At 65.5% G+C, this 24258-nt stretch carries 22 protein-coding genes; 5 read left to right on the top strand and 17 right to left on the bottom strand.

All coding sequences use genetic code 11. From position 1 onward, the window contains the following. Nucleotides 1-25 precede the first annotated feature (25 nt). The 7 genes from AB3X94_RS09185 to AB3X94_RS09215 form a co-directional block, all read right to left on the bottom strand. Entirely contained in the window at nucleotides 26-1306 is a 1281-nt protein-coding gene (locus AB3X94_RS09185; RefSeq protein ID WP_368611351.1) for a dihydroorotase, read from the bottom strand. 60 nt (nucleotides 1307-1366) lie between these two features. Then, a complete protein-coding gene (locus tag AB3X94_RS09190) occupies nucleotides 1367-2392 on the bottom strand; it encodes an aspartate carbamoyltransferase catalytic subunit (RefSeq protein ID WP_368611352.1) in 1026 nt (341 codons plus the stop codon). 65 nt (nucleotides 2393-2457) lie between these two features. Next, nucleotides 2458-2997: a bifunctional pyr operon transcriptional regulator/uracil phosphoribosyltransferase PyrR gene (pyrR, locus tag AB3X94_RS09195; RefSeq protein WP_368611353.1), complete on the bottom strand. Its 540-nt coding sequence runs from the start codon at nucleotides 2995-2997 to the stop codon at nucleotides 2458-2460. Next, entirely contained in the window at nucleotides 2984-3424 is a 441-nt protein-coding gene (gene ruvX, locus AB3X94_RS09200; protein ID WP_368611354.1) for a Holliday junction resolvase RuvX, read from the bottom strand. Before ruvX ends, pyrR begins: the two co-directional genes overlap by 14 nt. A gap of 10 nt (nucleotides 3425-3434) precedes the next feature. Next, a complete protein-coding gene (locus AB3X94_RS09205) occupies nucleotides 3435-4013 on the bottom strand; it encodes a YqgE/AlgH family protein (RefSeq protein WP_013088593.1) in 579 nt (192 codons plus the stop codon). A 308-nt stretch (nucleotides 4014-4321) separates the two neighbouring features. Beyond that, nucleotides 4322-5728 (bottom strand): hypothetical protein, encoded by a 1407-nt coding sequence (locus AB3X94_RS09210; RefSeq protein WP_368611355.1) that lies wholly within the window; start codon nucleotides 5726-5728, stop codon nucleotides 4322-4324. A gap of 296 nt (nucleotides 5729-6024) precedes the next feature. Next, nucleotides 6025-6195: a rubredoxin gene (locus AB3X94_RS09215; protein WP_006047743.1), complete on the bottom strand. Its 171-nt coding sequence runs from the start codon at nucleotides 6193-6195 to the stop codon at nucleotides 6025-6027. Between the two features lie 298 nt (nucleotides 6196-6493). On the opposite strand from AB3X94_RS09215, the gene AB3X94_RS09220 reads away from it, so the two are divergent. Then, nucleotides 6494-7357: a hydroxymethylpyrimidine/phosphomethylpyrimidine kinase gene (locus tag AB3X94_RS09220; protein ID WP_176122572.1), complete on the top strand. Its 864-nt coding sequence runs from the start codon at nucleotides 6494-6496 to the stop codon at nucleotides 7355-7357. Between the two features lie 114 nt (nucleotides 7358-7471). Further along, nucleotides 7472-8110 carry an adenylyl-sulfate kinase gene (gene cysC, locus AB3X94_RS09225; RefSeq protein ID WP_368611356.1) on the top strand — a complete coding sequence of 213 codons (639 nt, stop codon included), beginning with the start codon at nucleotides 7472-7474 and terminating at the stop codon, nucleotides 8108-8110. Between the two features lie 202 nt (nucleotides 8111-8312). On the opposite strand, the gene groL is transcribed toward cysC, so the two are convergent. The 3 genes from groL to AB3X94_RS09240 form a co-directional block, all read right to left on the bottom strand. After that, complete coding sequence (gene groL / locus AB3X94_RS09230) at nucleotides 8313-9953, bottom strand: chaperonin GroEL (protein ID WP_013088588.1); 1641 nt, start codon at nucleotides 9951-9953, stop codon at nucleotides 8313-8315. A 53-nt stretch (nucleotides 9954-10006) separates the two neighbouring features. Next, a complete protein-coding gene (gene groES / locus AB3X94_RS09235) occupies nucleotides 10007-10297 on the bottom strand; it encodes a co-chaperone GroES (protein ID WP_008923887.1) in 291 nt (96 codons plus the stop codon). A 416-nt stretch (nucleotides 10298-10713) separates the two neighbouring features. After that, a complete protein-coding gene (locus AB3X94_RS09240; RefSeq protein WP_368611357.1) occupies nucleotides 10714-11103 on the bottom strand; it encodes a hypothetical protein in 390 nt (129 codons plus the stop codon). Between the two features lie 319 nt (nucleotides 11104-11422). Between AB3X94_RS09240 and AB3X94_RS09245 the strand changes: the two genes are divergently transcribed. Next, nucleotides 11423-12040 carry a hypothetical protein gene (locus AB3X94_RS09245; RefSeq protein WP_368611358.1) on the top strand — a complete coding sequence of 206 codons (618 nt, stop codon included), beginning with the start codon at nucleotides 11423-11425 and terminating at the stop codon, nucleotides 12038-12040. A 346-nt stretch (nucleotides 12041-12386) separates the two neighbouring features. On the opposite strand, the gene AB3X94_RS09250 is transcribed toward AB3X94_RS09245, so the two are convergent. Then, the gene (locus AB3X94_RS09250) at nucleotides 12387-13409 is read right to left on the bottom strand and encodes a hypothetical protein (RefSeq protein ID WP_368611359.1); all 1023 of its coding nucleotides are present in this window, start codon (nucleotides 13407-13409) and stop codon (nucleotides 12387-12389) included. Here AB3X94_RS09250 and AB3X94_RS09255 point away from each other — a divergent pair. Next, on the top strand, nucleotides 13384-13953 hold the full coding sequence (locus AB3X94_RS09255) for a hypothetical protein (RefSeq protein ID WP_368611360.1): 570 nt from the start codon (nucleotides 13384-13386) through the stop codon (nucleotides 13951-13953). The genes AB3X94_RS09250 and AB3X94_RS09255 overlap by 26 nt on opposite strands. A gap of 104 nt (nucleotides 13954-14057) precedes the next feature. On the opposite strand, the gene AB3X94_RS09260 is transcribed toward AB3X94_RS09255, so the two are convergent. The 5 genes from AB3X94_RS09260 to AB3X94_RS09280 form a co-directional block, all read right to left on the bottom strand. After that, nucleotides 14058-16301, bottom strand: a complete 2244-nt coding sequence (locus AB3X94_RS09260) for a polysaccharide biosynthesis tyrosine autokinase (RefSeq protein WP_368611361.1) — start codon at nucleotides 16299-16301, stop codon at nucleotides 14058-14060. A gap of 49 nt (nucleotides 16302-16350) precedes the next feature. Further along, nucleotides 16351-17493 (bottom strand): polysaccharide biosynthesis/export family protein, encoded by a 1143-nt coding sequence (locus tag AB3X94_RS09265; RefSeq protein WP_368587666.1) that lies wholly within the window; start codon nucleotides 17491-17493, stop codon nucleotides 16351-16353. 40 nt (nucleotides 17494-17533) lie between these two features. Beyond that, nucleotides 17534-18919, bottom strand: coding sequence for an undecaprenyl-phosphate glucose phosphotransferase (locus tag AB3X94_RS09270; RefSeq protein WP_368611362.1), 1386 nt, complete (start codon nucleotides 18917-18919; stop codon nucleotides 17534-17536). Between the two features lie 53 nt (nucleotides 18920-18972). Further along, nucleotides 18973-20574: a sugar phosphate nucleotidyltransferase gene (locus AB3X94_RS09275; RefSeq protein WP_368611363.1), complete on the bottom strand. Its 1602-nt coding sequence runs from the start codon at nucleotides 20572-20574 to the stop codon at nucleotides 18973-18975. A gap of 90 nt (nucleotides 20575-20664) precedes the next feature. Further along, the gene (locus AB3X94_RS09280) at nucleotides 20665-21660 is read right to left on the bottom strand and encodes a GlxA family transcriptional regulator (protein WP_368611485.1); all 996 of its coding nucleotides are present in this window, start codon (nucleotides 21658-21660) and stop codon (nucleotides 20665-20667) included. An 880-nt stretch (nucleotides 21661-22540) separates the two neighbouring features. On the opposite strand from AB3X94_RS09280, the gene AB3X94_RS09285 reads away from it, so the two are divergent. Then, nucleotides 22541-22690 (top strand): hypothetical protein, encoded by a 150-nt coding sequence (locus tag AB3X94_RS09285; RefSeq protein ID WP_176109418.1) that lies wholly within the window; start codon nucleotides 22541-22543, stop codon nucleotides 22688-22690. Here AB3X94_RS09285 and AB3X94_RS09290 read toward each other — a convergent pair whose 3' ends face one another. Beyond that, entirely contained in the window at nucleotides 22691-24196 is a 1506-nt protein-coding gene (locus AB3X94_RS09290) for an MFS transporter (RefSeq protein WP_368611364.1), read from the bottom strand. Between the last annotated feature and the right edge of the window lie 62 nt (nucleotides 24197-24258).

Genomic DNA, 24258 nt, shown 5'->3' on the forward strand with positions numbered 1-24258 from the left:
CTTGACTGGACCGAGACGATGCCGCTCAGCGCTGCTCGTACGCGAGCTGACCCGACACGACGGTCGCGCGCACCTGCGCCGGCAGCTCGTAGCCGAGGAACGGCGTGTTGTGACCCTGGCTCTTCAGCGCGCGCGGCTCGACGCGCCAGTGAGCATGACGGTCGAACACGCAGAGGTCGGCTACCGCGCCGACCGCGATGCGGCCAGCCGCTTCGAGGCCGAGCACCTGCGCCGGCGCCGCGGTGATGCGATTGAGCGCGCTCGCGAGCGGCACGCCCGCTTCGTCGGCCCACTTGACCGTCAGCGACAGGAACAGTTCGAGGCCGGTTGCGCCCGGCGTCGCTTCGGCGAACGGCAGCAGCTTTTCGTCGTCGTCGACCGGCGTGTGCGCCGAGCAGATCGCGTCGATCGTGCCGTCGACGAGGCCTGCGCGGATCGCTTCGCGATCGCGCTGCTGACGCAGCGGCGGATCGAGCCGGAACTGCGCGTCGAAATAGCCGATGTCGAGGTCGATCAGATGCACGTGGTTCACGGTGACGTCGCACGACACCGGCAGGCCTTCGGCCTTTGCCGCGCGCACGAGCGCGACGCCCGCCGCCGACGACACATGCGACACATGCACGCGCGCGCCGGTCACGCGCACGAGTTCGAAGATCGTATGCAGCGCGATCGTTTCGGCCGACACCGGCACGCCCGACAAACCGAGCCGCGACGCCAGCGCGCCGCTCGCGGCGACGCCGCCCTTGCCGAGGTACGCATCGACGGGACGCAGCCACACGGTGAAGCCATAGGTCTTCGCGTATTGCAGCGCGCGCATCAGCACCTGGGTATCGACGATCGGCGTATCGGCCTGCGAGAAGCCGACGCAGCCCGCCTCGGTCAGCTGGACCATCTCGGTGATCACCTGCCCCTTCAGACCGACCGTCAGCGCGCCGAGCGGATACACGTGCGCCTTGTTCAGATTGCGCGCGCGGAACTTCAGCATTTCGACGAGGCCCGGTTCGTCGAGCGTCGGATCGGTGTCCGGCGGACATACGAGGCTCGTCACGCCGCCCGCGAGCGCCGCGGCCATTTCCGAGCCGAGCGTCGCCTTGTGCTCGTAGCCCGGCTCGCGCAAACGCGCGCACAGGTCGACGAGACCCGGCGCGATCGACAGACCGTGGGCGTTGAGCGTGCGCTCCGCCTGGAAGCCGGCTGGCGCCTGGCCGAGAGCGGCGATCTTGCCCACCTCGATAAAAATATCCTGCTGCTGTTCGGTGCCCGCTGCCGGATCGATCAGCGTGCCGCCTTGAATATGAATCTTCATGCGCTGCCTTTGTTAAACCTGTGGTTCAGCCTGTGCTTCGGCTTCCTGATGAGTCGCTGCTTAATCGTTATTGCCCGCGACGATCCCCATCACCGCCATGCGCACCGCGATGCCGAACGTCACCTGATTCAGGATCACCGATTGCGGGCCGTCCGCGACCTGCGAGTCGATCTCGACGCCGCGGTTCATCGGGCCGGGGTGCATCACGATCGCATCCGGGGCGGCGAGCGCGAGACGCTCGGGCGTCAGCCCCCAGCTCTTGAAGTACTCCTGCGACGACGGCAGCAACGCGCCGCTCATGCGTTCGTTCTGCAGGCGCAGCATGATGATGACGTCGACGTCCTTCAGCCCTTCGTCGAGGTTGTGGAACACGCGCACGCCCATCTGTTCGAGGCCGCCCGGCAGCAGCGTGCGCGGACCGATCGCGCGCACTTCGGGCACGCCGAGCGTGGTCAGCGCATGAATGTCCGAGCGCGCGACGCGCGAGTGCAGGATGTCGCCGACGATCGCCACGCGCAACTGCGTGAAGTCTTTCTTGTAGTGGCGGATCGTGTACATGTCGAGCAGGCCCTGCGTCGGGTGCGCGTGGCGGCCGTCGCCGGCGTTGATCACGTGCACGTGCGGCGCGCAGTGCTGCGCGATCAGGAATGGCGCGCCGCTCGACGCATGACGCACGACGAACAGATCCGCGTGCATCGCCGACAGGTTGTTGATCGTGTCGAGCAGCGATTCGCCCTTGCTGGTCGATGACGCGTTGATGTTCAGATTCAGCACGTCGGCCGACAGCCGCGTGGCCGCGATCTCGAACGTGGTACGCGTGCGCGTCGAGTTCTCGAAGAACAGGTTGAACACCGACTTGCCGCGCAGCAGCGGCACCTTCTTCACTTCACGATCGGTCACGCTGACGAACTGGTCGGCGGTCTCGAGAATGTGATTGACGATGGCTTTGGGCAACCCCTCGATCGACAACAAATGTTTGAGCTCGCCGTTTTTCGTGAGCTGCGGGTTGCCCTTCAGGAAGCCGTAGCGGAAGCGCTCGGATGCGCTAGCGGAGGAATCTTGCGGAGCCTGGGTGGCGGTGTTCATGATGTACCTGCTTCAAATACGGACTGCAACGTGATCGAGAACGCGGCGCGTTGCTCGCGCAAGATTCAATCAACGCGTGCTTCAGTGTGAAAAGAGAACCGCTGGCCGCCCGCGCCGTCGTCTTCGTGGGCCAGCACGAGCGTCGTGTCGGCCGGCACGTCGACCACGCCGCCGACGAAGCGCGCCGCCACCGGCAACTCGCGTCCGCCGCGATCGGCGAGCACCGCGAGTTCGACCGACGCCGGCCGGCCATAGTCATACAGCTCGTTCACCGCCGCGCGAATCGTGCGGCCGGTGTACAGCACGTCGTCGACCAGCACGATGCGACTGCCATCGACGGCGAACGGCAGCGAGGTCGGGCTCGCCTGCGCGTGCAGCCCTTTCTTCGCGTAGTCGTCGCGATGCAGCGCGACGTTCACCACGCCGAAGCTCGGCAGGTTCAGGTCGCGCGCGAGCCGCTCGGCGAGCCATGCGCCGCCGCTATGGATACCCGCGAGCACCGCCGCCTGGGCGCCGTCGTGCGCTGCGGCGAGCTGGTCGCCATAGGCCGCGCGAATCTGGTCGAGCAACGCGCGATACAGCGCTTCGGCGTCAATGGAACTCATGATCGTCGGAAAGTCCGTCAAGATATTGCTGGAGGATGATGCTCGCGGCTTCGGCATCGAGCATGTCGGCGCGGGCGTTGCCCGCACGGATTTGCGCCTCGGCCTCGACCGACGAGTAGCGCTCGTCGACCCACGTGACCGGCAGATTGAAGCGGCCGTTCAGCTGGTTGCCAAAGCGCTTCGCGAGTTGGGTGCGTTCGTGCGGCGTGCCGTCGGGGTGCATCGGCAAACCGACCACCAGCGCATCGGGCTTCCATTCGGCGATCAGCTTGCCGAGCGCTTCGAAACGGTACTCCTTGCTACGGTTCTGCACGACGACGAGCGGCCGCGCGCGGCGCGTCAGCGAATTGCCGACCGCCACGCCGATGCGTTTCACGCCGTAGTCGAACGCAAGCAGCGTCGCCTCACGTCCGGCCGGCAGATTCATGCGCGGCCCCTCATGCGTGCCCGGCCTCGCCCGACAGCATCGACAGCGACACGCCGAGCAGCGCGAGCGCCGCTTCGAGACGATCTTCGGCCGGCACGTCGAAGACGATCTTCGGATCGGCCTCGACCGTCAGCCAGCCGTTCTTCGAGATTTCGTCTTCGAGCTGACCGGCGCCCCAGCCGGCGTGGCCGAGCGTCAGCAGGAAACGCTCCGGACCGTTGCCGCTCGCGACGGCCTCGAGCACGTCTTTCGAGGTGGTCATTTCGAGCCCGCCCGGCACCGACATCGACGACGTGTACGCGCTGCCGCCTTTCGGATCGTGCAGCACGAAGCCGCGCTCGGTTTGCACCGGGCCGCCGAAATACACGGGAACATGGAGAAGAGGTTCGATCTCGAGCTTCAGATCGATGCGATTGAAGAGCGCTTCCAGGTCGATATCGGTCGGCCGGTTGATCACGAGGCCGAGCGCGCCGCGCTCACTGTGATCGCAAAGGTAGACCACCGTTCCTGAAAACGTCGGATCGGCCATGTTCGGCATGGCGATCAGGAACTGGTTGGTCAGATTGATGCGATCGGTACTCTTGGACATAGTTCGGATTTTAGCAAAGACGATGCGCGATGGCGGGCTGCTTTGAGCATTGCAACGCGTTGGGTTGCACGCTACGTGCGGCGTCAGCGACGCCGGATCAAGTTCCACTCTATCACGCGCACGACTCGCGCCATGCCGCGATCAGGCGCCGAAACACCGCGTAGAACGGCAGGTTCGGCGCGTGTCGCGAAGTAGCGGGATTGTGACTCGTCAAAATGGGTTTCAGCGGATTCGGCGCGCGTCGGTCGAGGCGTTGCGGACGCAATTCGCGCGCCACGTCGCGCGTTCGGTTCGGCCTGGCTTGCGCTTCACGCGCCGCCCTGCTCGATCGCGCGCGTGAGCGCGGTGAGCGCCGCCTGCGTGAAGCTGCCGCCGGCCGGCCCAACGCCCGCGGCGACCTTGTGCAGCGACGCGCGCAACGCCTCGGCGGCCTGCTCGAGCGTGTCGGCCGCCGGCGCGCCGACGATCACGTGTACGCGCACCGCCGGCGTCGCGACGGCCGCATGCGCACGACGCCGCCATGCGAGCCCGAGCGCATCGGCGAGCAGCGCGACGTGACCGAGGCCGAGCGCGCAGGCGGCCGAGCCGAGCCGGTAGGCGGCGTCGCCCGCCTGCAGTGCTTCGCTCGGGTCGGCTTTCTCTGGCTGATCGGCCGCGCGGGCATGCGCGGCGAGCGCCTCGATCGACGCTTCGGCGGTCTGCAGGAAATCTTCGTACGCGTTCGCGTTGACACTCAGCACGCCGAGATCGCGCGTGTGCGGCAGCGACTGCGCCTCGAGCGCGCGCGCCTCCCACAGCGCTTCCGACGACTGCGTGCCGGCGACGTGCCAGTCGACGGTCAAGCCGTAATCGTGCAGCACCTCGACCTGGTCGGCGTCCTGGGCGGCCGCGCCGAACAGCGCGAAGTCGCGCCACAGCAGCGCGAGCGTCGCGCGCACCAGCGAACGGGGCGCGCGCTCGATGCCGCGGGCGTGATCGGCGAGCGCCAGGTTGCAGCGCGCGTAAAAGCGCCGTGCCTCGATATCACGAATTGCGTGGCCGCGCGCGCGCAGCGCCTTCGAGCAGGCGCGCGCGAGCCGCCAGAAGTCGTAGGGATCGGGGCCGGCGAGTTCGGTGAACACGGCGTCGAGCTCGTCGAGCGCGGCGTTCGTGACCGCAAGCGCCACCGCGCTACCCGTGTCGGCCTGCGAGCGCAGCACCGGCAGCAGAGCGCGCTCGTAGCGCGCCCGCAGATGTGCCAGCTGATCGGCCGATTGAGCGTGCAGCGACGCCGGGGGTACCGGCCGCGCGCACAGCGCGAGCTCTTCGAACGCGACGGCGGAGCCCGGCGTGGGTTCGACGAGTTGCGCGCACAGCTCGCGGTAATGGTTGAACAGCGTCGGCGAGCAGCTGAGCTCGCGCAGATTGTGACGTTCGAGCGCCGCGCGGAAGTCGCGCAGCGCCGCGCCGAACACCGGCCGGGCGCTTTGCGCTTCGGCCGACTCGTCGCTCGCGAGCGGCGAGAGCCGCACCAGCGCGTCGGCGAAACGCTGCGCGCTAAGCCAGCCCGCCGTGCGCAAGGCATGCGACGCACGCAGCAGCGCGGCACCGCTCTCGTGGCGCTGCTCGAACGCGAGCGACGCCTCGGCGAGCGCCAGTTCCGCCGGGCGGACCGCGCCGCCGCGCGGGTTCGGCAGTGCATCGATGGAAACGGGTGCTGCGGATCGAAGAGTCATGGGCAGGCGACACGAAGCTGACGGCGCCGTCGCTTCGCGCCGCGTGCCGAGTGAGCGGCCACCGCGCGAACCGGCGACAGGACAATGACAGACTACCGTTGCGACACGACGCGTCCGGCGATGTTCCGCGCCAGCGCGCTCAGACAGGCGCCGGGCGCGCCGGACGCATCAAGCGATTGCAGCAATTGTGCGGTGGCGACACCGCTCACTTTCGGGATTGAAGCTCAGGGTTCAGGTTCGGGACCGAACCTCGGGACAGCGTTTTGGGGCCGAAGCTTCCGGGGGCTTGCCGTGCTTCAGATCTGGACCATTTCGAAGTCTTCCTTGCGCGCTCCGCACTCGGGACACGTCCAGTTGATGGGCACGTCTTCCCAGCGCGTGCCCGGCGCAATGCCTTCGTCGGGCAAGCCGGCCTCTTCGTCGTAAATCCAGCCGCAAATCAGGCACATCCAGCTTTGATATTCCATTCTTTTGTCGCGTCGTTGAGTCCGTGGAAACGGGAGCCATGATGGTACCGTGTTGGCGCCCCCATGCCTAGCAATCGAAAACGCGCAACCGTAGCGTGGACCGGCCTTCGGCGGGGCGCCCGCGCGCCGTGCCAGCGCCGTTTGCGGCGTCTTGCCACGCGTTGGGCGGGCGCCAGCGACACGGTAGAGTGGGCCCTCGGGCAAGCCGCGCGAAAAAACGCCCTGTCAACGGTTTAGGCCGCATAATTGAGCCAATTGCGCACTGTGCGCCGAAATCCTGCTTTTCTTATCCATTTTCATGCCCAGCGACACGCCTCCGATTGTCCTCACCTTCGGCCTCTCCGATCCCACTGGCGGCTCCGGCCTGCAGGCGGACCTGATGACACTTGCCAGCATGGGCTGCCACGGCGTATCCGTGCTCACGGGCTATACCGTTCGCGACTCGGCGAGCTGCGATGAGGTCACCGGCCTCGACCCTGACATCGTCGCGACGCAGGCGCGCATGCTGCTCGAGGACATGCCGATCGCCGCCTTCAAGGTCGGCGCGTGCACGCGCGCCGAGGTGGTCAGCGCGATCGCGGAAGTGGTGGCCGACTACGACGATGTCCCGCTGATCCTCGCCCCGGACTTCACGCTCGACGACGAACACGTGCTCGCCGCCGACGAACTGCGCGAAGCGATCGCCGATCTGCTCGCCCCGCAAACCACGCTGCTGGTCGCCGACTCGTCGACGCTGCTCGCGCTTGCGCAGCCCGACGGCGACGCGGAGGCGCCGAGCCTCGACGCCGCGATCTCGCATCTGCTGTCGCAGGGCTGCGAGTACATTCTGTCGACCGAAACCGGCACGCACCGGCTCGTCAACACGCTCTTCAGCGAGGACGGCCAGTTGCGTCAGGACTTGTGGGACCGTGCGCCCCATCGGCTGACGGGCCTGACCGATACGCTTGGCGCGGCGATCGCCGCGCTGCTCGCCAACGGCCAGGAGCCCGCGGAAGCGGTGCGCGAAAGCCAGGAGTATCTGTATCAGGCGGTGCGCAATGCGTTCCGGCCCGGCATGGGGGCGTACATGCCCGATCGTTTCTTCTGGGCACGCAGCAGCGACGACGACGAAACCCCGCCGGCCCAAGGCAAGGGCGCAGCGCCGGGGGAAGCGCGGCACTGACCTGGTCATTCATCGGTAATCGATCGCGGATTCCACGGAACGCCTGCACAACGCTGGCACGTGGCGACAGGGCTGGCACTGCGAGTGAGCGAAAGGAGTCAGGAGAACTTATACATGAAAGAGCCGCCCATCTTCGTGCAACGCTTCACCGGCAAGATCGCGGCGCAGGACCGCATGCGCATATTCGGTCAGACGCCCGCCACGATCTGGCTGACCGGCCTGTCCGGCGCCGGTAAATCCACACTGGCGTTCGCGCTCGAAGAGCGGCTAATCGCGCTCGGTCATGCCTGCTATGTGCTCGACGGCGATAACATCCGCCACGGTCTGGCGAGCGACCTGGGCTTCGAGCGCGACGACCGGCGCGAAAACATCCGCCGCGTCGCGCACGTCGCCCAGTTGATGAACGATGCGGGTTTGATCGTGATTACCGCGCTGATTTCACCGCTACGCGAAGACCGCGCAATGGCGCGCGAGATCATCGGAGCCGACAAGTTCGTCGAAACCTACGTGTCCGCCTCGCTCGCCACCTGCGCAAGCCGCGATCCCAAAGGTCTTTACGCGAAAGCGAGGTCTGGCGAGATCAGCTCGTTCACCGGCGTATCGGCGCCCTATGAAGCACCGATCGATCCTGACCTGCACGTCGAAACCGGAACGCTGAGCCCCGCGCAAAGCGTCGCGCAGATTTTCCACTACCTGCGCGAAAAGTGTCTCGGAAGATCGGCTCAGCGTACGGCTCACGTCGCGGGCGCCTGATCCGGACAAAGGGCGTCCGGAAGCGCTTGCTGGCCGCCACATCAACGCCGGCTCCAAACGAAAAAACCCGCCTGAGCGGGTTTTTTCGTTTGAGGAAACGCCTCGCGGCGCACTCCCCACATGATCTTCCAAGCGGGCCTCGTCCGTGATCCAGACGCGCGGCAGTTCAACCACGCGGCCGGACCACGAGGCCCGAGCGGAATTACATGTCCATGCCCATGCCGCCCATGCCGCCGGGCATGCCGCCAGGCATCGGAGCATCTTCCTTCGGCAGTTCGCAGACAGCTGCGTCGGTCGTCAGCAGCAGGCCAGCAACCGAAGCTGCGTTTTGCAGCGCCGTGCGCGTCACCTTCGTCGGGTCCACGACACCTGCGTCAACCAGGTCGACGTACTCGCCGGTCGCTGCGTTGTAGCCGTAGTTGCCCTTGCCAGCAGCAACCGCTGCCACGACGACGCTCGCTTCTTCGCCACCGTTGGTGACGATCTGGCGCAGCGGCTCTTCCATTGCACGCAGAACGATCTTGATACCTGCGTCCTGATCGGCGTTTGCGCCCTTCAGGCCAGCGATCGCTGTACGCGCACGGATCAGCGCGACGCCGCCGCCAGCGACGATGCCTTCTTCCACAGCTGCGCGCGTTGCGTGCAGTGCGTCTTCGACACGTGCCTTCTTTTCCTTCATTTCGACTTCGGTCGCAGCACCGACCTTGATCACTGCAACGCCGCCTGCCAGCTTGGCAACGCGTTCTTGCAGCTTTTCACGGTCATAGTCCGAGGTCGCTTCTTCGATCTGCTTGCGCACTTGCTTGACGCGAGCTTCGATGTTCGCTGCTTCGCCAGCGCCGTCGATGATCGTGGTGTTTTCCTTGCCCACTTCGATACGCTTCGCCTGGCCCAGTTCAGCCAGCGTTGCCTTCTCGAGCGTGAGGCCGGTTTCTTCTGCGATGACCTGGCCGCCGGTCAGGATCGCGATGTCTTCCAGCATTGCCTTACGACGATCGCCGAAGCCCGGTGCCTTCACAGCAACGGTCTTCAGGATGCCGCGGATGTTGTTGACGACCAGCGTTGCGAGCGCTTCGCCTTCGACGTCTTCAGCGATGATCAGCAGCGGACGGCCAGCCTTCGCGACTTGTTCCAGAACCGGCAGCAGATCACGGATGTTCGAAACCTTCTTGTCGTGCAGCAGCACGAACGGGTTGTCGAGCACTGCAACTTGCTTGTCCGGGTTGTTGATGAAGTAAGGCGACAGGTAGCCGCGGTCGAATTGCATACCTTCGACGACGTCCAGCTCGTCTTGCAGCGACTTGCCGTCTTCGACGGTGATGACGCCTTCCTTGCCGACCTTGTCCATTGCTTCAGCGATGCGCTCGCCGATCGACGAATCGCTGTTCGCCGAGATCGCGCCGACCTGGGCGATTTCCTTGTTGGTCGTGCACGGCTTGCTGATCTTGCGCAGTTCTTCGATTGCGGCTGCAACAGCCTTGTCGATACCGCGCTTCAGGTCCATCGGGTTCATGCCCGATGCGACGTACTTCATGCCTTCGCGGACGATCGATTGCGCGAGAACCGTAGCGGTCGTCGTGCCGTCGCCTGCGTTGTCGCTGGTCTTGGAAGCGACTTCCTTGACCATTTGCGCGCCCATGTTCTGGAGCTTGTCTTTCAGTTCGATCTCTTTTGCGACCGACACACCGTCCTTGGTGACCGTCGGGCCGCCGAAGCTGCGCTCGAGGACCACGTTGCGGCCCTTCGGACCCAGCGTGACCTTCACGGCGTTGGCGAGAATGTTCACGCCTTCGACCATCTTGGCACGGGCGGAATCACCGAATACGACGTCTTTAGCTGCCATCTTCTAACTCCTTGAATACTTTGGATATAACCGGGGAAGTAGCGACTTTGCGCTTACTTCTGCACCACGGCCATGATGTCTTCTTCGCGCATCACCAGGAGTTCGTTGCCGTCGACCTTGACGGTCTGGCCTGCGTACTTGCCGAACAGGACGCGGTCGCCGACCTTCACGTCGAGGGCGATCGCTGCGCCCTTGTCGTCGCGCTTGCCCGGGCCGACTGCGAGGATTTCACCTTGATCCGGCTTTTCCGCTGCGGCTTCGGGGATCACGATGCCCGACGCGGTCTTAGTTTCCTGATCCAGACGCTTGACGATCACGCGATCATGCAAAGGACGAAGGTTCATACATACTCCTCTCTGATTGAGACTGAAGAACGCTGAGAAAACCCGGCTGGACGAGCCAACCGGAGATGTTGTTAGCACTCTCGTGCAGCGAGTGCTAATTATATGGACGGGTAGTGACAAATTCAAGAAGTAGGGAGCAGCGGCGCTGCGGGCGAGGTTTTGGACGACCGGCGCGGTGCCGGCGCGCCGGCGCAATCATGCGTCTGAGCTGCGAACCCGAGCAAAAACAAATAGTTGCGGCGAGATTTGCGGCTTGTCGCCGCACGGCGAAAGGGCGCTATCGCAGACAAACAGCGGCCGCGCACCGTACTCGATACCGTCGGATCTGCCATTTCCAGGGAAAACCCCCGTCCGATCGAGCATGAGGTCGCAACGCCCGTACGGCCCGCGACACCGACCGGCTCGTCCCGTTCGACTCACTTCTGCGCAGGCGGGCGCAACGCGTTACCTGCCATCCACTTGAGCCGTTCGCAATTGACCTTGATACGCGCCGCGAATTCCTTCGGGTCTCGCTCGCGTAGTGCGTTCATCTGGCTATTGGTGTCGTCGGCGCGATGCCAGCCCGCGTCCCAGTGCTGATCGAAATCGGTCGCTCCGGTAAGCACCTTTCGGAGCCGCTCCTTATAGGCGCCGATGCGCTCGGGCGACACGTCGCAAAACGCCTGCGCGAAACTCGCCCGCTCGCCCGCCGTCTCCGCGCTCATGTTGGCGTCGCTCGCGTCGCTCGCGAGCGGCACGGCGAGCGACAGCATCGACAAACAAAGCGCAGCGCAAAGCGGTCGATAGCGATACGATGGATTCTTCATCTTCGACTCCTGACGATCCTTCGTGGCGACCAGGGATTGTCCCGATCTTCAACGCCGCCTCGCCGATTGTGTCCTGATTGCACTGCACGATGGCGTTTTCGCGCGCTATTCGATGCATCGCGTGGCCAAGCCGCGGTGCTACGCTCGTTAAAGCGGCATTCGCGACGTGCCCTTCCGGGGAGCCGTGGCACGAGCACCGCAACGCCACGGCCTATCGGCAGGCCGCGACAGAAGCACGAGCGCCAGGCATCGACAACAAGCTCGAACACGACACGAAATCAAACACAAAAGGCGAGACATCGCTGCGGGAGTGACTGCGATGGCATTTAAAACATATACCGTACTGACGCTATTGGTGACGAGCACTGCCGCGTTCGCGTGGCGGCCAGTCACCTATCCGATCCGAAGTCAGAGCCCTTACGAGCGCAGCATCGATAACGCGATGTGCTACGCCGAGGCGAACCGCGTGACCGGGGTCAACATGGCCCACGAGTCGCAGATTCCGCCGCGTCATCCGCCGGCGGCCAAAGGTGCGTCGACCGGCGTACCGTCGAAACCCCCGCTTCCCCCCAGTTCCTTCTCGGCCACGCCGCTGCCGTGGAACGCGAGCGCGCCCGAAGCCGCGAGCGCGCCGCTCGCCGGCGCGCAAGCGCCTGGCGGCGCAGCGTCGGCGAAGCCCGTGAACGAAGCCGCGAACGGCGCCAGCGCGCCAGGGGCACCGGCCACCGCGGCGGCGAACGCACCGCCGAGCGCATCGGCGGCGACACTGGGCGCGAGCGCGGCAGCCGGCGCGTCGGATGGAGCGGGCGCTTCGATGCAGGCCAACGCGGCGTCGAACGTGAAGCTGCCGCCGCTGCCCGCGCCCGAGCCTCCGATGACCCGCTATTGGGCCGCCTACGGCGCGTGCATGCAGGCGCGCGGTTACGTCGTCCAGTAGTTCGGCCGACGCCGCCTGCGAGCGTCGTCGCATTCATTCTTTTTAATGGCGCCGACCTTCGGCGCCAGTGGAGCGACACGGCCATGCCGCGCGACTCGACTTCCGACCAGCCATTTTTCCATCACTGCGCATACTGCGGCGTGCCGCTGCGGGGCCGCTTTTCGCCGTGTCCCGCATGCCATGCGCTGCCGATCGATTCGTTCGATACGGACGACAAGCCCGGCGAGCGCACCGCGCGATCCCGGGCGCTGAGTACATCGCGCGCGCAACTCGACCCGCTGCCAGCGGCCGCGAGCTTGCCCGCGGACCGTGCCTCGCGGCGCTCCGCGCAAACGAAGATGAGCCCCTACGAATTGCTCGACGAGGCCACGTTCGAGCCGGGCGGACGTCGACGGCGGCACCCGCTTGCGCTAACCGCCGCCGCGCTCGCGACGCTCGGCGCGGTGTATATCGGCTTCGTTCTTCTCGACGACGATGCGAGCGTCGACACGCCAGTGACGGCCTTCGGCACGGTGCATCCGGACACGCCTGGGCAAGTCCCTGCGCAGAGCGTTGCGCGGAATGCGGCACCGTCGGTTGCCGCGGCGCCGACGCCCGCGTCGATCGTCGCGCAAGCGCCGCGTCCCGTGATCGTCGCGCGGCAGCAACCGGCGAACGTGAGCGCGCCTGTCGCGTCATCGGCGCCGCAGGTCGTGGCGACCGCGCCTGCCGTGGCGCGCTCGTCACCGCCCGTCGTCGCGTCCGCGCCCCCCGTAGCGCGATCGTCACCGCCGGCCGTGGCGGCCACGACGAACGTCGCGCCATCCTCGTCGCCCGTCGTGGCGACCGCGCCCACCTTGGCTCGGTCGTCACCGCCAGTCGTGGCCACCACCTCGACCGTCGCACCATCCTCATCGCCCGTCGTGGCGACCGCGCCAATCGTGACGCGCTCGTCACCGCCGGCCGTGGCGACCACGCCCACCGTAGCTCGCGCAGCACCGCCCGTCGTCGCGTCCGCGCTAACCGTAGCGCGATCGGCACCGCCGGCCGTGGCGACCACGCCGACCGTAGCTCGCGCAGCACCGCCCGTCGTCGCGTCCGCGCCCACCGTGACGCGCTCGTCACCTCCCGTCGTGGCGACCACGCCGACCGTAGCTCGCGCAGCACCGCCCGTCGTCGCGTCCGCGTTAACCGTAGCGCGATCGGCACCGCCGGCCGTGGCGACCACGCCGACCGTAGCTCGCGCAGCACCGCCCGTCGTCGCGTCCGCGTCTACCGTGACGCGATCGGCACCGCCAGCCGTGGCGACTGCACCCGTCCCGGCCCGACCGTCACCGTCAGTCGTTGCGACTACGCCGGCCGTCGTGCCATCGTCTCCACTCGTCGTCACGGCCGCACCCACCGCAGCGCCAACCACGAAATCGGGCGCGGGCGTCGCCGCGCCCACGCCGCGCGGCACGGCGGTCGCGTCGATCAACACCAACCCCAGCAGCAACACCGACACGTTGGCCGCGCCGCTCACGCTGGCCGACAAACAGCGCGCCGACGCCGAGCGCAATCTGAAAGCCGCGCGCGGCTATCTGCAACGAGGCAATCTGTCGGCGACCAAAGCGCGCCTCGCCGCAGCCATCACTGCGCAGCCCAACAATCGCGACGCGCGCGGCATGCGCGCCCAGGTCAGCACGCTAGAGCAGCAACGGGACGCGTTGCTGAGTCTCGCGCGCGGCTGTAGCAACGTCGGACGTTGGGAGTGCGCGTCGCACAACGCCAACGAAGCGTTGCGGATCGATTCGAGCAGCAAGGCCGCGCAGCGCCTCGTCTCGCTCGCGTCGCACGAATCGGCGTGGCAGACCATCCCGCCGTCGGCGTGGCAGACCGTGGAGCCGCCGGCGGAAGAGTCGCACGCATTGCGCGATCTGCTGCGCCACCACTGAGCTAAGGATTACGAGGGATCTCGCGAGATGGCGGCACGAGCATGCCGCCAATCACGCCTGCCCGCGCGGCGCTCCCCAAAAGACGCGCCGCGCGGGCAGCCGTGTCAACCGACGATGCTGTCGTAGCCGTAATAGCCGCCCTGATACCCCGAGCCTAGGAACGCGGCTTCCTGCGGCACGTCGGTGAGCAGCACGCCGCGCAGGCCGACACCGCCGTTACGCAGGCGTTTGGCGGTTTCGATGATCTCGTGCAGCGGCTGACGCCCATGCCGCACGACCAGCAGCGACGTCGCCGCGTATTTGCCGATCAGCGTCGAATCGGTCACGGCGAGCACCGGCGGCGTATCGATGATCACGACGTCGTATTGCGGCTTCAGCAACTCGAGCATCGCCTCGAAGCGTCGGCTCATCAGCAGCTCGGCCGGGTGCGAGGGCAGCGTGCCTTTCGCGAGCACGTCGAGGCCCGGCAGTACGTCGCGCTGGATCATCGCGTTGAGATCGCCACCGCACAGCACGTCGGACAGTCCCGGCCGATGACTGACGCCGAAATGCGAATGCACGTCGCCGCGCCGCATGTCACCGTCGATGATCAGCACGCGCTTGTTTGCCGACGCGACCAGCGTCGCCAGATTCACCGACAGAAACGACTTGCCCGCATCGGGCCGCGACCCGGTGATCATCACGACGTTGTTGGCCGCATGATCGAGCGACAACTGCAGCGACGTGCGCAGATTGCGCACGCCCTCCACCGCGAGATCCTCGGGCGCCTGCTGCGCGAGCACATGCTGCCCGCGCTGGCGCAATGACACCTTTTCCTGCAGACGCAATTGCGTCTGGCTGCGCGGCACCACCGCGAATACCGGCACGCCGAGCATCCCCTCGAGTTCGTCCGGGCGCTCCACGCCGCCGCGCATCGCGCGCTTCAGGAACACCAGCAGCAAGCCGAGCACGAGGCCGCCGCCGAGCGACATCAAAATCACCAGCATCCGCTTCGGCCGCACCGGATCGTCGGGCGTTTCGGCGAAGTCCACCACGCGCACGCCGCCCACCTGCCCGGCCTGCGCCACCCGCAGCCGCTGCACGCTGTTGAGCAGGTTCGTGTAGAGATCGGTGTTCACGTGCACGTCGCGCTGCAGACGCAACGCGGTCTGCTCGGTGTCGGGCATCGTCGAGACGCTGCGGTTCATCGTGCTCTGCGCGCCCTGCAATGCGGCGATCTGCGCATCGAGCGCGGCGACCGTCGGATGGTTCGGCGTGAACTTCTGCAATAGCTCCGCGCGCTGCTGCTGCAGATCGAGCAGCTTCGTCTTGTTGTCGACGATCTGCTGCAGCAGCAGCTTGCTTTCTTCGCCGAGATCGACGGTGCCATGGGTATTGCGGAACTTGCCGTAGCGTTCTTCCGCATCGTCGAGCGCCTTGCGCGCGGCGGGCAGTTGCTGCTCGAGATACGCGAGCGTGTGATCGGACTCGCTCGAACGGCTCGCCAGATCCTGGCGCACGAACTGGCGCGCCACGTTGTTGACGATCGCCGCGGTCAGCGCCGGGTCGGCGCCTTCGAGGCTCACGCGGATCACGCCGGAGTCCTCGGCCGTCTCCTGCACGACCATCGTCTTCGCCAGACGCTCCACCGTGCCGAGCGTCGAAGCGCGCGTCAGTTCGAAACGCGAGCCCGGCGCGCCGACCAGTGTGTCGACGTGCAGCGTGATCGGCCCGACCGCGGTATCGGTCTGCACGGTCTCGCCGACGCGCCCTGACAGAATCGCGCTGCCGTGCGGATCGCGCAGCATGAAGGTGTTGCCGGCGCCCGCAACCAGCGTGAAGGTCTCGCCATACAGGTCCTTCGACACGTCGAAACGCGACACCGCGATGCTCTCGTTGCCCCACGCGAATCCGCGCAGGTTGATGAACGACGGCAGCCGGAACCACCAGTGCCCGTTCACGAGTCCCGCGATCCTGCTGCCGATCACCGGCAGATAACGCGGCTTCGCCGTGATGTCGAGGTGCAGCGCGCGGACCGCTTCCTCGGTGACGAGACGCGACTTCAAAAGCTCGATCTGCGCCGCGGTCGACGGCTTCGAATCGTACGCGCCGGGAAGCGGCGATGCCGCATCCCGGCCGTTCGCATTGACGTTCGCCGCATTCGCCGTCCTGTCCTGAACGTGAAACAGCACGTCCGAACGATAGACCGGCGGCGTGAGGAACGCGTACGCGCTACCGAGCGCGAGCGCGATCAGCGTCACGATGAGGATCGTGCGCCAACCGCGCACGATCGTGCGCACGTAGTCCGACAGATGCAACTGCCCCGGTTCATACACGCCGGCGTAGCAATTTTCGTAATTGATTGCCATGTTTTCACCCAACAAGGCCTGCCGGTTCAGATATCGCGTCACGCCTGCGTTACTTCGACACGACGACTCCCGTCACCGCCGCGTTGATCGCCGGCAACAGCAGGTTCAGCACGCGGTTGAAGCGAACGAGACCGCCCTGGCCGACGTACACGATGTCCTTCGGCTGCAGCTCGAACTGGTTCGCGAGCAGCATTGCCACCGGCGAGGTCGCGTCGAGGTGATAGATCTGCGGCGACTCGCTGGTCGAATTGCGGATCACGAACAGTTGCTGCCCCGAGGCCGTGTTCGAGTCGAAGCTGCCGCCGTCCGAGATCGCCTGCGACAGCGTCAGCGAGCCGTTGCGCAGCGGCAGCACCGTGGCCGGCTTGTTGACTTCGCCCATTACGTAGACGCCGCTGTCTTCGCGGGCGTTCACGCGCACGGTATCGCCCGGCTGCAGATAGATTTCCGACGGATTGCGGCCGCGTTTGACGAGGTCGTCGATGTTCAGCCTATAGGTCGTGCCGTTGCGGATCAGATCGACGCGGCTGCGATCCGCGGTCGTGGTGAAGCCGCCGCCCAGGCCGATCGCGTTCGTCAGCGACATCGGGACGTCGTTGATCGATTGCGTGCCCGGCGTGCGCACTTCGCCATCGACATACACCGTCGCGTTACGGAACGACGCGACGCGCACCGTTATCTCAGGCTTCTGGTACACCTTGCTCAAACGCTGATTCAATTCGCGCTGGATCTGCGAGACGGTCTTGCCCACGACGTGCAGTGTGCCCGCATACGGAAACTGGATGTCGCCGGTTTCATCGATCAGGAAGCCCGGCATCGCATCGCTAGGGCGCGAATTGCTCGGCGGCTGGCCAAGAGCGGCCGCGAGTTCCGGGTGATCCCACACGACGATCTGCAGCACGTCGCCAGGGCCCAGCTTGTACGGCGCCGGCTTGCCGAACAGCCCCGCCGTCTCCGGCGGCAGTTGGGAAGCCTTCTGATCGGCACCTATCTTCCTAAGCAGTTCCAGATTGATATCGGTGATCGGAATCTGCTTCTGCTGCGAAGCTTCGGTACTGAATTCGCCACCCGTGTCCTGAATCCCGGCCGGCGTGATCATCCGTTGTCCCGGCACGATTTGGCATCCGGAAAGCAATACTGCTGCACTAGCGAAAACCACAAGACTTCCTGTGCGAAAACCAAGTGAGCTCATGATCTTTACTCCTTCGCCCCGAGGCGTTGTTATCGACTTTCTAATAAGCGTTTCGATGCACCAGTCCGGCGACAATCGTCGCGCCGATGATCCGCATATCGAGTGCGAACGACCAGTGACCCAGGTAGTACAGGTCATGTTCGACGCGACGCTCCATCTTCTCGATGCGGTCGGTTTCGCCACGGAAGCCGTTGATCTGCGCCCAGCCCGTGATTCCCGGTTTGATCCGGTAGCGATTGATATAGCCCGCGACCACCTTCTGATAGAGGTCGTCGTGCTCGAGCGCATGGGGACGCGGTCCTACGACCGACATGTCGCCACGCAACACGTTGAAAAATTGCGGCAGCTCGTCGAGGCTCGTGCGGCGCAAAAACGCGCCCACTTTCGTCACGCGCTTGTCGTTGCGCGTCGCCTGGCTCAAGGTACCCTTCGCTTCGGTATGCACGCGCATCGAGCGGAACTTGTAGATCGTAAACACGCGGCCGTCCGCGCCCTTGCGCTTCTGTTTGAACAGCACCGGTCCGCGCGACGAGAGCTTCACCGCGATCGCGATGCAAACGAGCAGCGGCGCGAGGGCCACGATCGCAGTCGCCGCGAACAGCCGGTCGAAAATTTCCTTCTTCAGCATCGCGTTGGCCGACAGCGGCGAGGCGACCAGATTGATCGCCGGCACGCCGAGCAGATCGACCACGCCGCTGCCTTCGAACAGCGCATGGCTGCGCACGTCCGGCATGAAGCGGATATTCACGAGGTCGTCGCGGAACTCGTCGATCAGCGCGCAGATCAGCGGCTCTTCGGACAGCGACAGCATCAGCCATAGTTCGTGCACGTCGTTGCTGCGGATGTAGTCGGCCAGCAGATCGACGCGATCGAACACCGGCACGCGCGGATTCGTCACGCCAGAGTCGTCCGGGCGCGTGTTGTAGACGGCGGTCGCGCGAAAGCCCGCGCTCGGCGCCGACTCGATGCGGCGCAGGATCGCATCGCACTGCGAGCCGCTGCCGACGATCGCGACCTGATGCAGGTTCATGCCCGCGCCGCGCGCCCGCGCGAGCACCGCGTGCGTAATCACCCGATTCGCGATCAGCAGGCCGCCCGTCGTCGCCGTCCAGTACGAGAACCACAGCCGCGACACGATATCGATGCGATGCAGCGAGTACATCAGCACGAGCGCGCAGGCCTGCACGATCAGCCACGCGAGCGACACCTGCCCGGCGAGCCCGAGCTTCGAGCGGCCGCGCCATGATTCATATACCCCGAACGCGGGGAAGATCGCGAGCGCGAACGCAGCCGAGAACATCACCAGCACCCAGTAGAAACCCGACTGGCCGAGATAGTCGAAGCGAATCCGTGACGCCACGGTCGCGCCCGCCAATACCAAAGCGACATCGAAAATCCGCGCGAGCAGATCCTGAAACTTGCGCATTTTCCTTACCTCGTTCCGCCTTCCTGTACGCAAAAAGGGTGTGCATGGGCTGCCTACGGGCAGCGGCCGTAGTTGTCGTCAAACCTCACGATGTCGTCTTCGCCGAGATAGGTACCCGACTGAATTTCGATGATTTCAAGCGGCACCCTGCCCGGGTTTTCGAGCCGGTGACGCGTGCCGAGCGGAATATAGGTCGATTCGTTTTCGCTGAGCAGGAACTGCTCTTCGCCGCGCGTGACGAGCGCGGTGCCGCGCACGACCACCCAATGCTCGGCGCGGTGATGATGCAGTTGCAATGACAGCTTCGCGCCGGGCGTCACGACGATGCGCTTGACCTGGAAGCGCTCGCCGCGATCGATCGAATCGTAGAAGCCCCACGGGCGCCGCACCTTGCGATGCGCGTCGGCCTCCGGCGCGTGCTGCGCCTTGATGCGCGACACGAGCCCCTTGACGTCCTGCACATGCGAGCGGTCCACCACGAGCACCGCGTCGGCGGTCTCGACCACGACGACGTTGGCGGTGCCGACGCACGCGACGAGCCGCCCTTCCGAATGCGCATAGCAGGACACCGCGCCTTCGAACGTCACCCGCCCGCGCCCGGCGTTGCCGTTCGGGTCCTTCTCCATCGCGGCCCATACCGCGTCCCACGAGCCGAGGTCGGACCAGCCGGCTTCGAGCGGGATCACGACGCCGGGCGGCATGCCCGCGGCCGGGTTTCTAGCTTGCGTCTCGCTCGGCGCCGCGCCTTGCGTGTCGGCGTTGCTCGCGCTGTCGCCTTCTGCCGGCGGTGGTTCGGTCAGACGCTCCATCACCGCGTAGTCGATCGAATCGGCGGGCACGTCGAGGAACGTGTCGTGCGACGGCCGGAACACGTCGCCGTCCTGCTTGCCGCTCGCGAACGCGCTCGTGCAGGGCGCATGCATGTCAGGCCGCAGCGACGCGAGCGTGTCGAGCCACACGCGCGCACGCACGATGAAGATGCCGCTATTCCACCAATAGGTGCCCGCGCTCAGGTATTGCCGCGCGATTTCCTCGGCGGGCTTCTCGACGAAACCGTCGATCGCGTGGCCGCCGGCGGCCAATGCGACGCCGATGCGGATATAGCCGAAGCCGGTGTCGGGACGCGTCGGCGGCACGCCGAGCGTCGCGATCGCGCCCTCGCTCGCGTGGTGCGCCGCGCACGCCAGCGCGCGCTGCAGCGCGGGCACGTCCGCGATCGCGTGATCGGCCGGCATCACGATCAGGATCGCGTCGTCGCCGGCGGCGCACGCGAGCGATGCCGCGAGTGTCAGCGCCGGCGCCGTATCGCGGCGCGCAGGTTCGACGATCAGACGCGCGTCGACGCCGTTTTCATGCAACTGTTCGGCGATCACGAAGCGATGTTCCTCGCCGCACACGACGATCGGCGATGCGTCGACGCTCCAGCCCGCCGGGAAGCCCTCGAGCCGCCGCGCTGTCGCCTGCAGCAGCGAGTCGGAGCCGACCACGTCGATCAGCTGCTTCGGAAAGTTTTCGCGCGACACCGGCCAAAGCCGCGTGCCCGAGCCACCCGCGAGAATGACCGGGACGATGTGCGCGCAGCGCGCGCCAGCAACCCCGGCGCTTGCGCCGTTCGGCTCGACGGATCGGGCGCTCACACCTGCCTGCGTCAACATATCGGGAATCCTTATCGGTCTGCAAGGTACAACGAACAACGGACCCGTCCCAGCCTGCACTGCGCGGTGACCGGGTTGGCTCCGTCGGTGCTACTCGCCCGCCATGCGGCGGCTTTGAATCCTGAACTCGGTCGGCGAAATCCTCATCCGCTTGCGAAACACTTTCGCGAGCCGATCGCCGTTGCCCATCCCGGTTCGACGGGCGATCTTGTCGACCGGCAATTCCGATTCGGTCAACAGGCTGCACGTCACCGCGAGGCGCTCGTGCAACAGGAAATTCGACGGCGTAATACCCATTTCCATCTTGAAGCGGCGCAGAAAGTTGCGCTCGCTCATCGCCGCGAACTGCGCGGCATCCGCAATCGAAATCGCCTGCTGGCAGTTTTCCTGCAGCCAGCGCGCCGCCGCGCGAACCTTGTCGCCGGGACTCATGCCGCCGTCCTCGCCGAGCAGCGGCGCGAGGTTCGTGCACGAGTCCGACAGCAGCCGTTCGGCTGCCGAGCGTGCGGTCGCGTTGCCCAGATCGCGCTTGATCATCGCGAGCGCGCTGCGCATCGATTCCAGCCGGTCGCTCAGTTCGACGGCACCCTGCTCTGCCGAACCCGTACCATTCCTGGCCATAGTTGGCTGGCGCAGGTCGCTCGCATCCTTGTCTTCGGGCAGCGCCGCCGCGTCGAGCACCGCGCGCCCTTCGGCGATCGAGCGGATCATCGCGGTGTTGCGACGCACCCGCCGCAGCCATCCGAGCACACGCTCATCGCGCGCTGCGGACGCCGCGCCCTTGCCGCCCGCCACATAGAGCGCATCGAAGCCGACGTAATGGCGCGCATCGAGTCCGTCGGTCCATACGCGCAACCCCGACGACGAACTCACCATGCCGCCGTCGGCGGATAAAAACGATACGTCGTACAGCCACGCGCCCGAACCGGAAGTGGAGAGTTCGTTGGCAGCCTGGAACACCTCGGCGATAACTCCCGCTCCTTGCAGCGAGCAGTCGTTGAACAACAGAATCGCGACACGACGCACGCCCTTGTTCGGCGCATGCACCCAGCGCAGCATTGCAGACTCGAGACTCGCGCAGGTCATAGTCATCCTCTCGAACAGAAAACGATCAACTACACCTTTGACGATCACGCGCAATGCGAACTCCGCGCAGTGCATCATAGCGACGACCTCCGGCGCTCTGCCGCCATGTCCGAAAGTGCGGACATATTGGCGCTATGACTACATGATCGGCCAGTGCAATTCGGCTCAATACCGAAGCGACCGTCTTTTCAATGGATTAATCGTCTATCCGCATATGGTTGAATATGCACTCGTGAAGCTTAAAGCAATTTGAAAAATGAATGCGTACGCCAGCGCACACTGTCGGGCTACTCGAAAAACGGCGCACCTCCGCTTTATTCACCCACTGTCGCGTATTCTAAAAGCGATTTTTTGCCGGAATTCGCCGAGGGTGAGTGGAACGTACCCCACCCTCCCTGGCGAGCCCGGCTTCATCGGCAAGCTCCGCTGACCATCGGCGCAAGCGCCGCGCGACCGCCGATTCCACCGTCCAATACAAGCACTCAACGCGCCAGAAAAGATTATTTAAATCATTTTTATTGACGGCTGGAATATAAACATGGCGATTAACGTTTCAGACCTGAAACATGGATATCGGACAACTTTAGCGTCACCGCAATAGGCGGGCCAATGGCGGAATACATCGGGTGCGACCGGGTGCATTTCCGCCAACCGATTGCGGAAAGGCACTATGAGGTTCTTCGCAATGATGGTCGCGGACAGCGAACGAAGCCCGCTTCCCGGTACGCAACGAAGGTGACACCCATCCAGAACGCGCCGCGTAATGGCACGCTGCGACGATAGTTCGGCGTCGCCTGACAGGCTTACGGCGGGCAAGCGCACATAGAAATGATGTTGAACGGGCTACGATGCCCCCGACAAACGCGCTGGAACCGCTCACATGAACGGCATTTCATGGATCACGCTGATACTTGCCACGATGATCGGCGGGTTCCTGTTCGCCATGATCGGCGTCGTGCTGCTCGCGCTGCTGCTCGGCAACGTGTCGGACCGGCTGTCGAGCAACGACGAGACTCGCCAGGACTCCTAGCTACTTCGAAATATCCTCGAGCGCGACATCGCGCGTCTTCGGCCCCAGCGTACCGATCGCGACCATGACGATCGCCATCGCCCCCGAGATGAACACGAACACGCCGTTCACGCCGAAGCGGCCGAGGCAGGCGGCGATCACGAACGCCGAGAACATCGCCGAAATCCGGCTACACGAATAAACGAAGCCGACCGCGCGCGCCCGGATGCCGGTCGGAAACAGCTCGGCCTGATACGCGTGATAGCTGTACGAAATGATGTTGCCCGCGAGCACGAGGCACACGCCGAGACTCACGAGCAGCACCGTCTCGCGCGCCTGGCTGAACGCGAGTCCGCACACGACGTTGACCGCCGCCATGCAGATGATGACGCTCTTGCGCTCGAAGCGATCGGCGATCAGCAATCCCAGCAACGGACCGAGCGGCGCCGCGATCGCGATGATGCTCGCGTACATCAGACTCGTCGTCACCGTGACGCCCTGCTTGATCAGCAGCGTCGGAATCCAGTTCGCGAAGCCGTAGTAGCCCATCGTCTGGAACACGTGAAAGATGACCAGCATCAGCGTGCGCTTGCGATACGGCGGCACCAGCAGATCGCGAAACGCCGCCCGCGCGCGCACCGGTTCGGGCAGCGCGGGCTCGGGCAACGGCAGGCCGCATTGGCGCTGGTACTCGCGCGCGACGCGTGCTTCGAGACGCGTCATCACCGCGTCGGCTTCTTCGAGGCGGCCCTTTTGCGCGAGCCAGCGCGGGCTCTCCGGCAAACCTCTGCGAATCCACCACACGACGATCGCGCCAATCGCGCCGATCAGCACAACCACACGCCAGCCATCGAAACCGAACACCCGTTGCGGCACCAGCAGATACGACAGAAACGCGACGATCGGCACCGCGCAGAAGCCGACCGCCTGCGAACACGCCGAAGCGCGCCCGCGAATGTGCTTCGGCACGAGCTCGGAGATATACGTGCCGATCGTGACGATCTCGACGCCGATGCCGATCCCCGCGATAAAGCGCCAGCAGTTCAAGCCGAGCGCCGTGTGCTGGAACGCCATCACGACGTTGGCCGCCGTATACCACAGCAGCGACCACGTGAAGATCGCGCGGCGGCCGAAGCGGTCGGCGAGAAAGCCGCACGCCGCCGTACCGATGAACAGGCCTGCGAACAGCGCGGCGATGAAACTCGCGACGCCGCTCGTGCCGAACAGCCCGCGCGTCGTGGCCGTGAGCAGCCCGCTATGCACGAGGCCCGGCGCGATATAGCCGGAGTACATCAGGTCGTAGAGTTCGAAGAACATGCCGAAGCTCAGCAGCATCACGAGCTGCCAGATCGTGCGGGTCGCGGGCAGCCGGTCGAGCCGCGAGGAAATCCGCGCGCCATCGAGCGCGATCGCGCCGGCGCGGCCCGCCGCTGCCGCACCGGCGCCCGCGTCCGTGGGTGAGCCATCGAGCGCGCCGGCCGCTTCGCCGAGCGCAGTGGCGTACATCGCCTGATTCGACGATTTCATCGTCTGTCTCCAGAGTTTTTGGTCTATTGCCCGTTGCAACGGGTGCGGCGCGGCACGGCGCT

The sequence above is a fragment of the Paraburkholderia sp. BR10923 genome (assembly GCF_040948765.1).
Taxonomy (GTDB): Bacteria; Pseudomonadota; Gammaproteobacteria; order Burkholderiales; family Burkholderiaceae; genus Paraburkholderia; species Paraburkholderia youngii.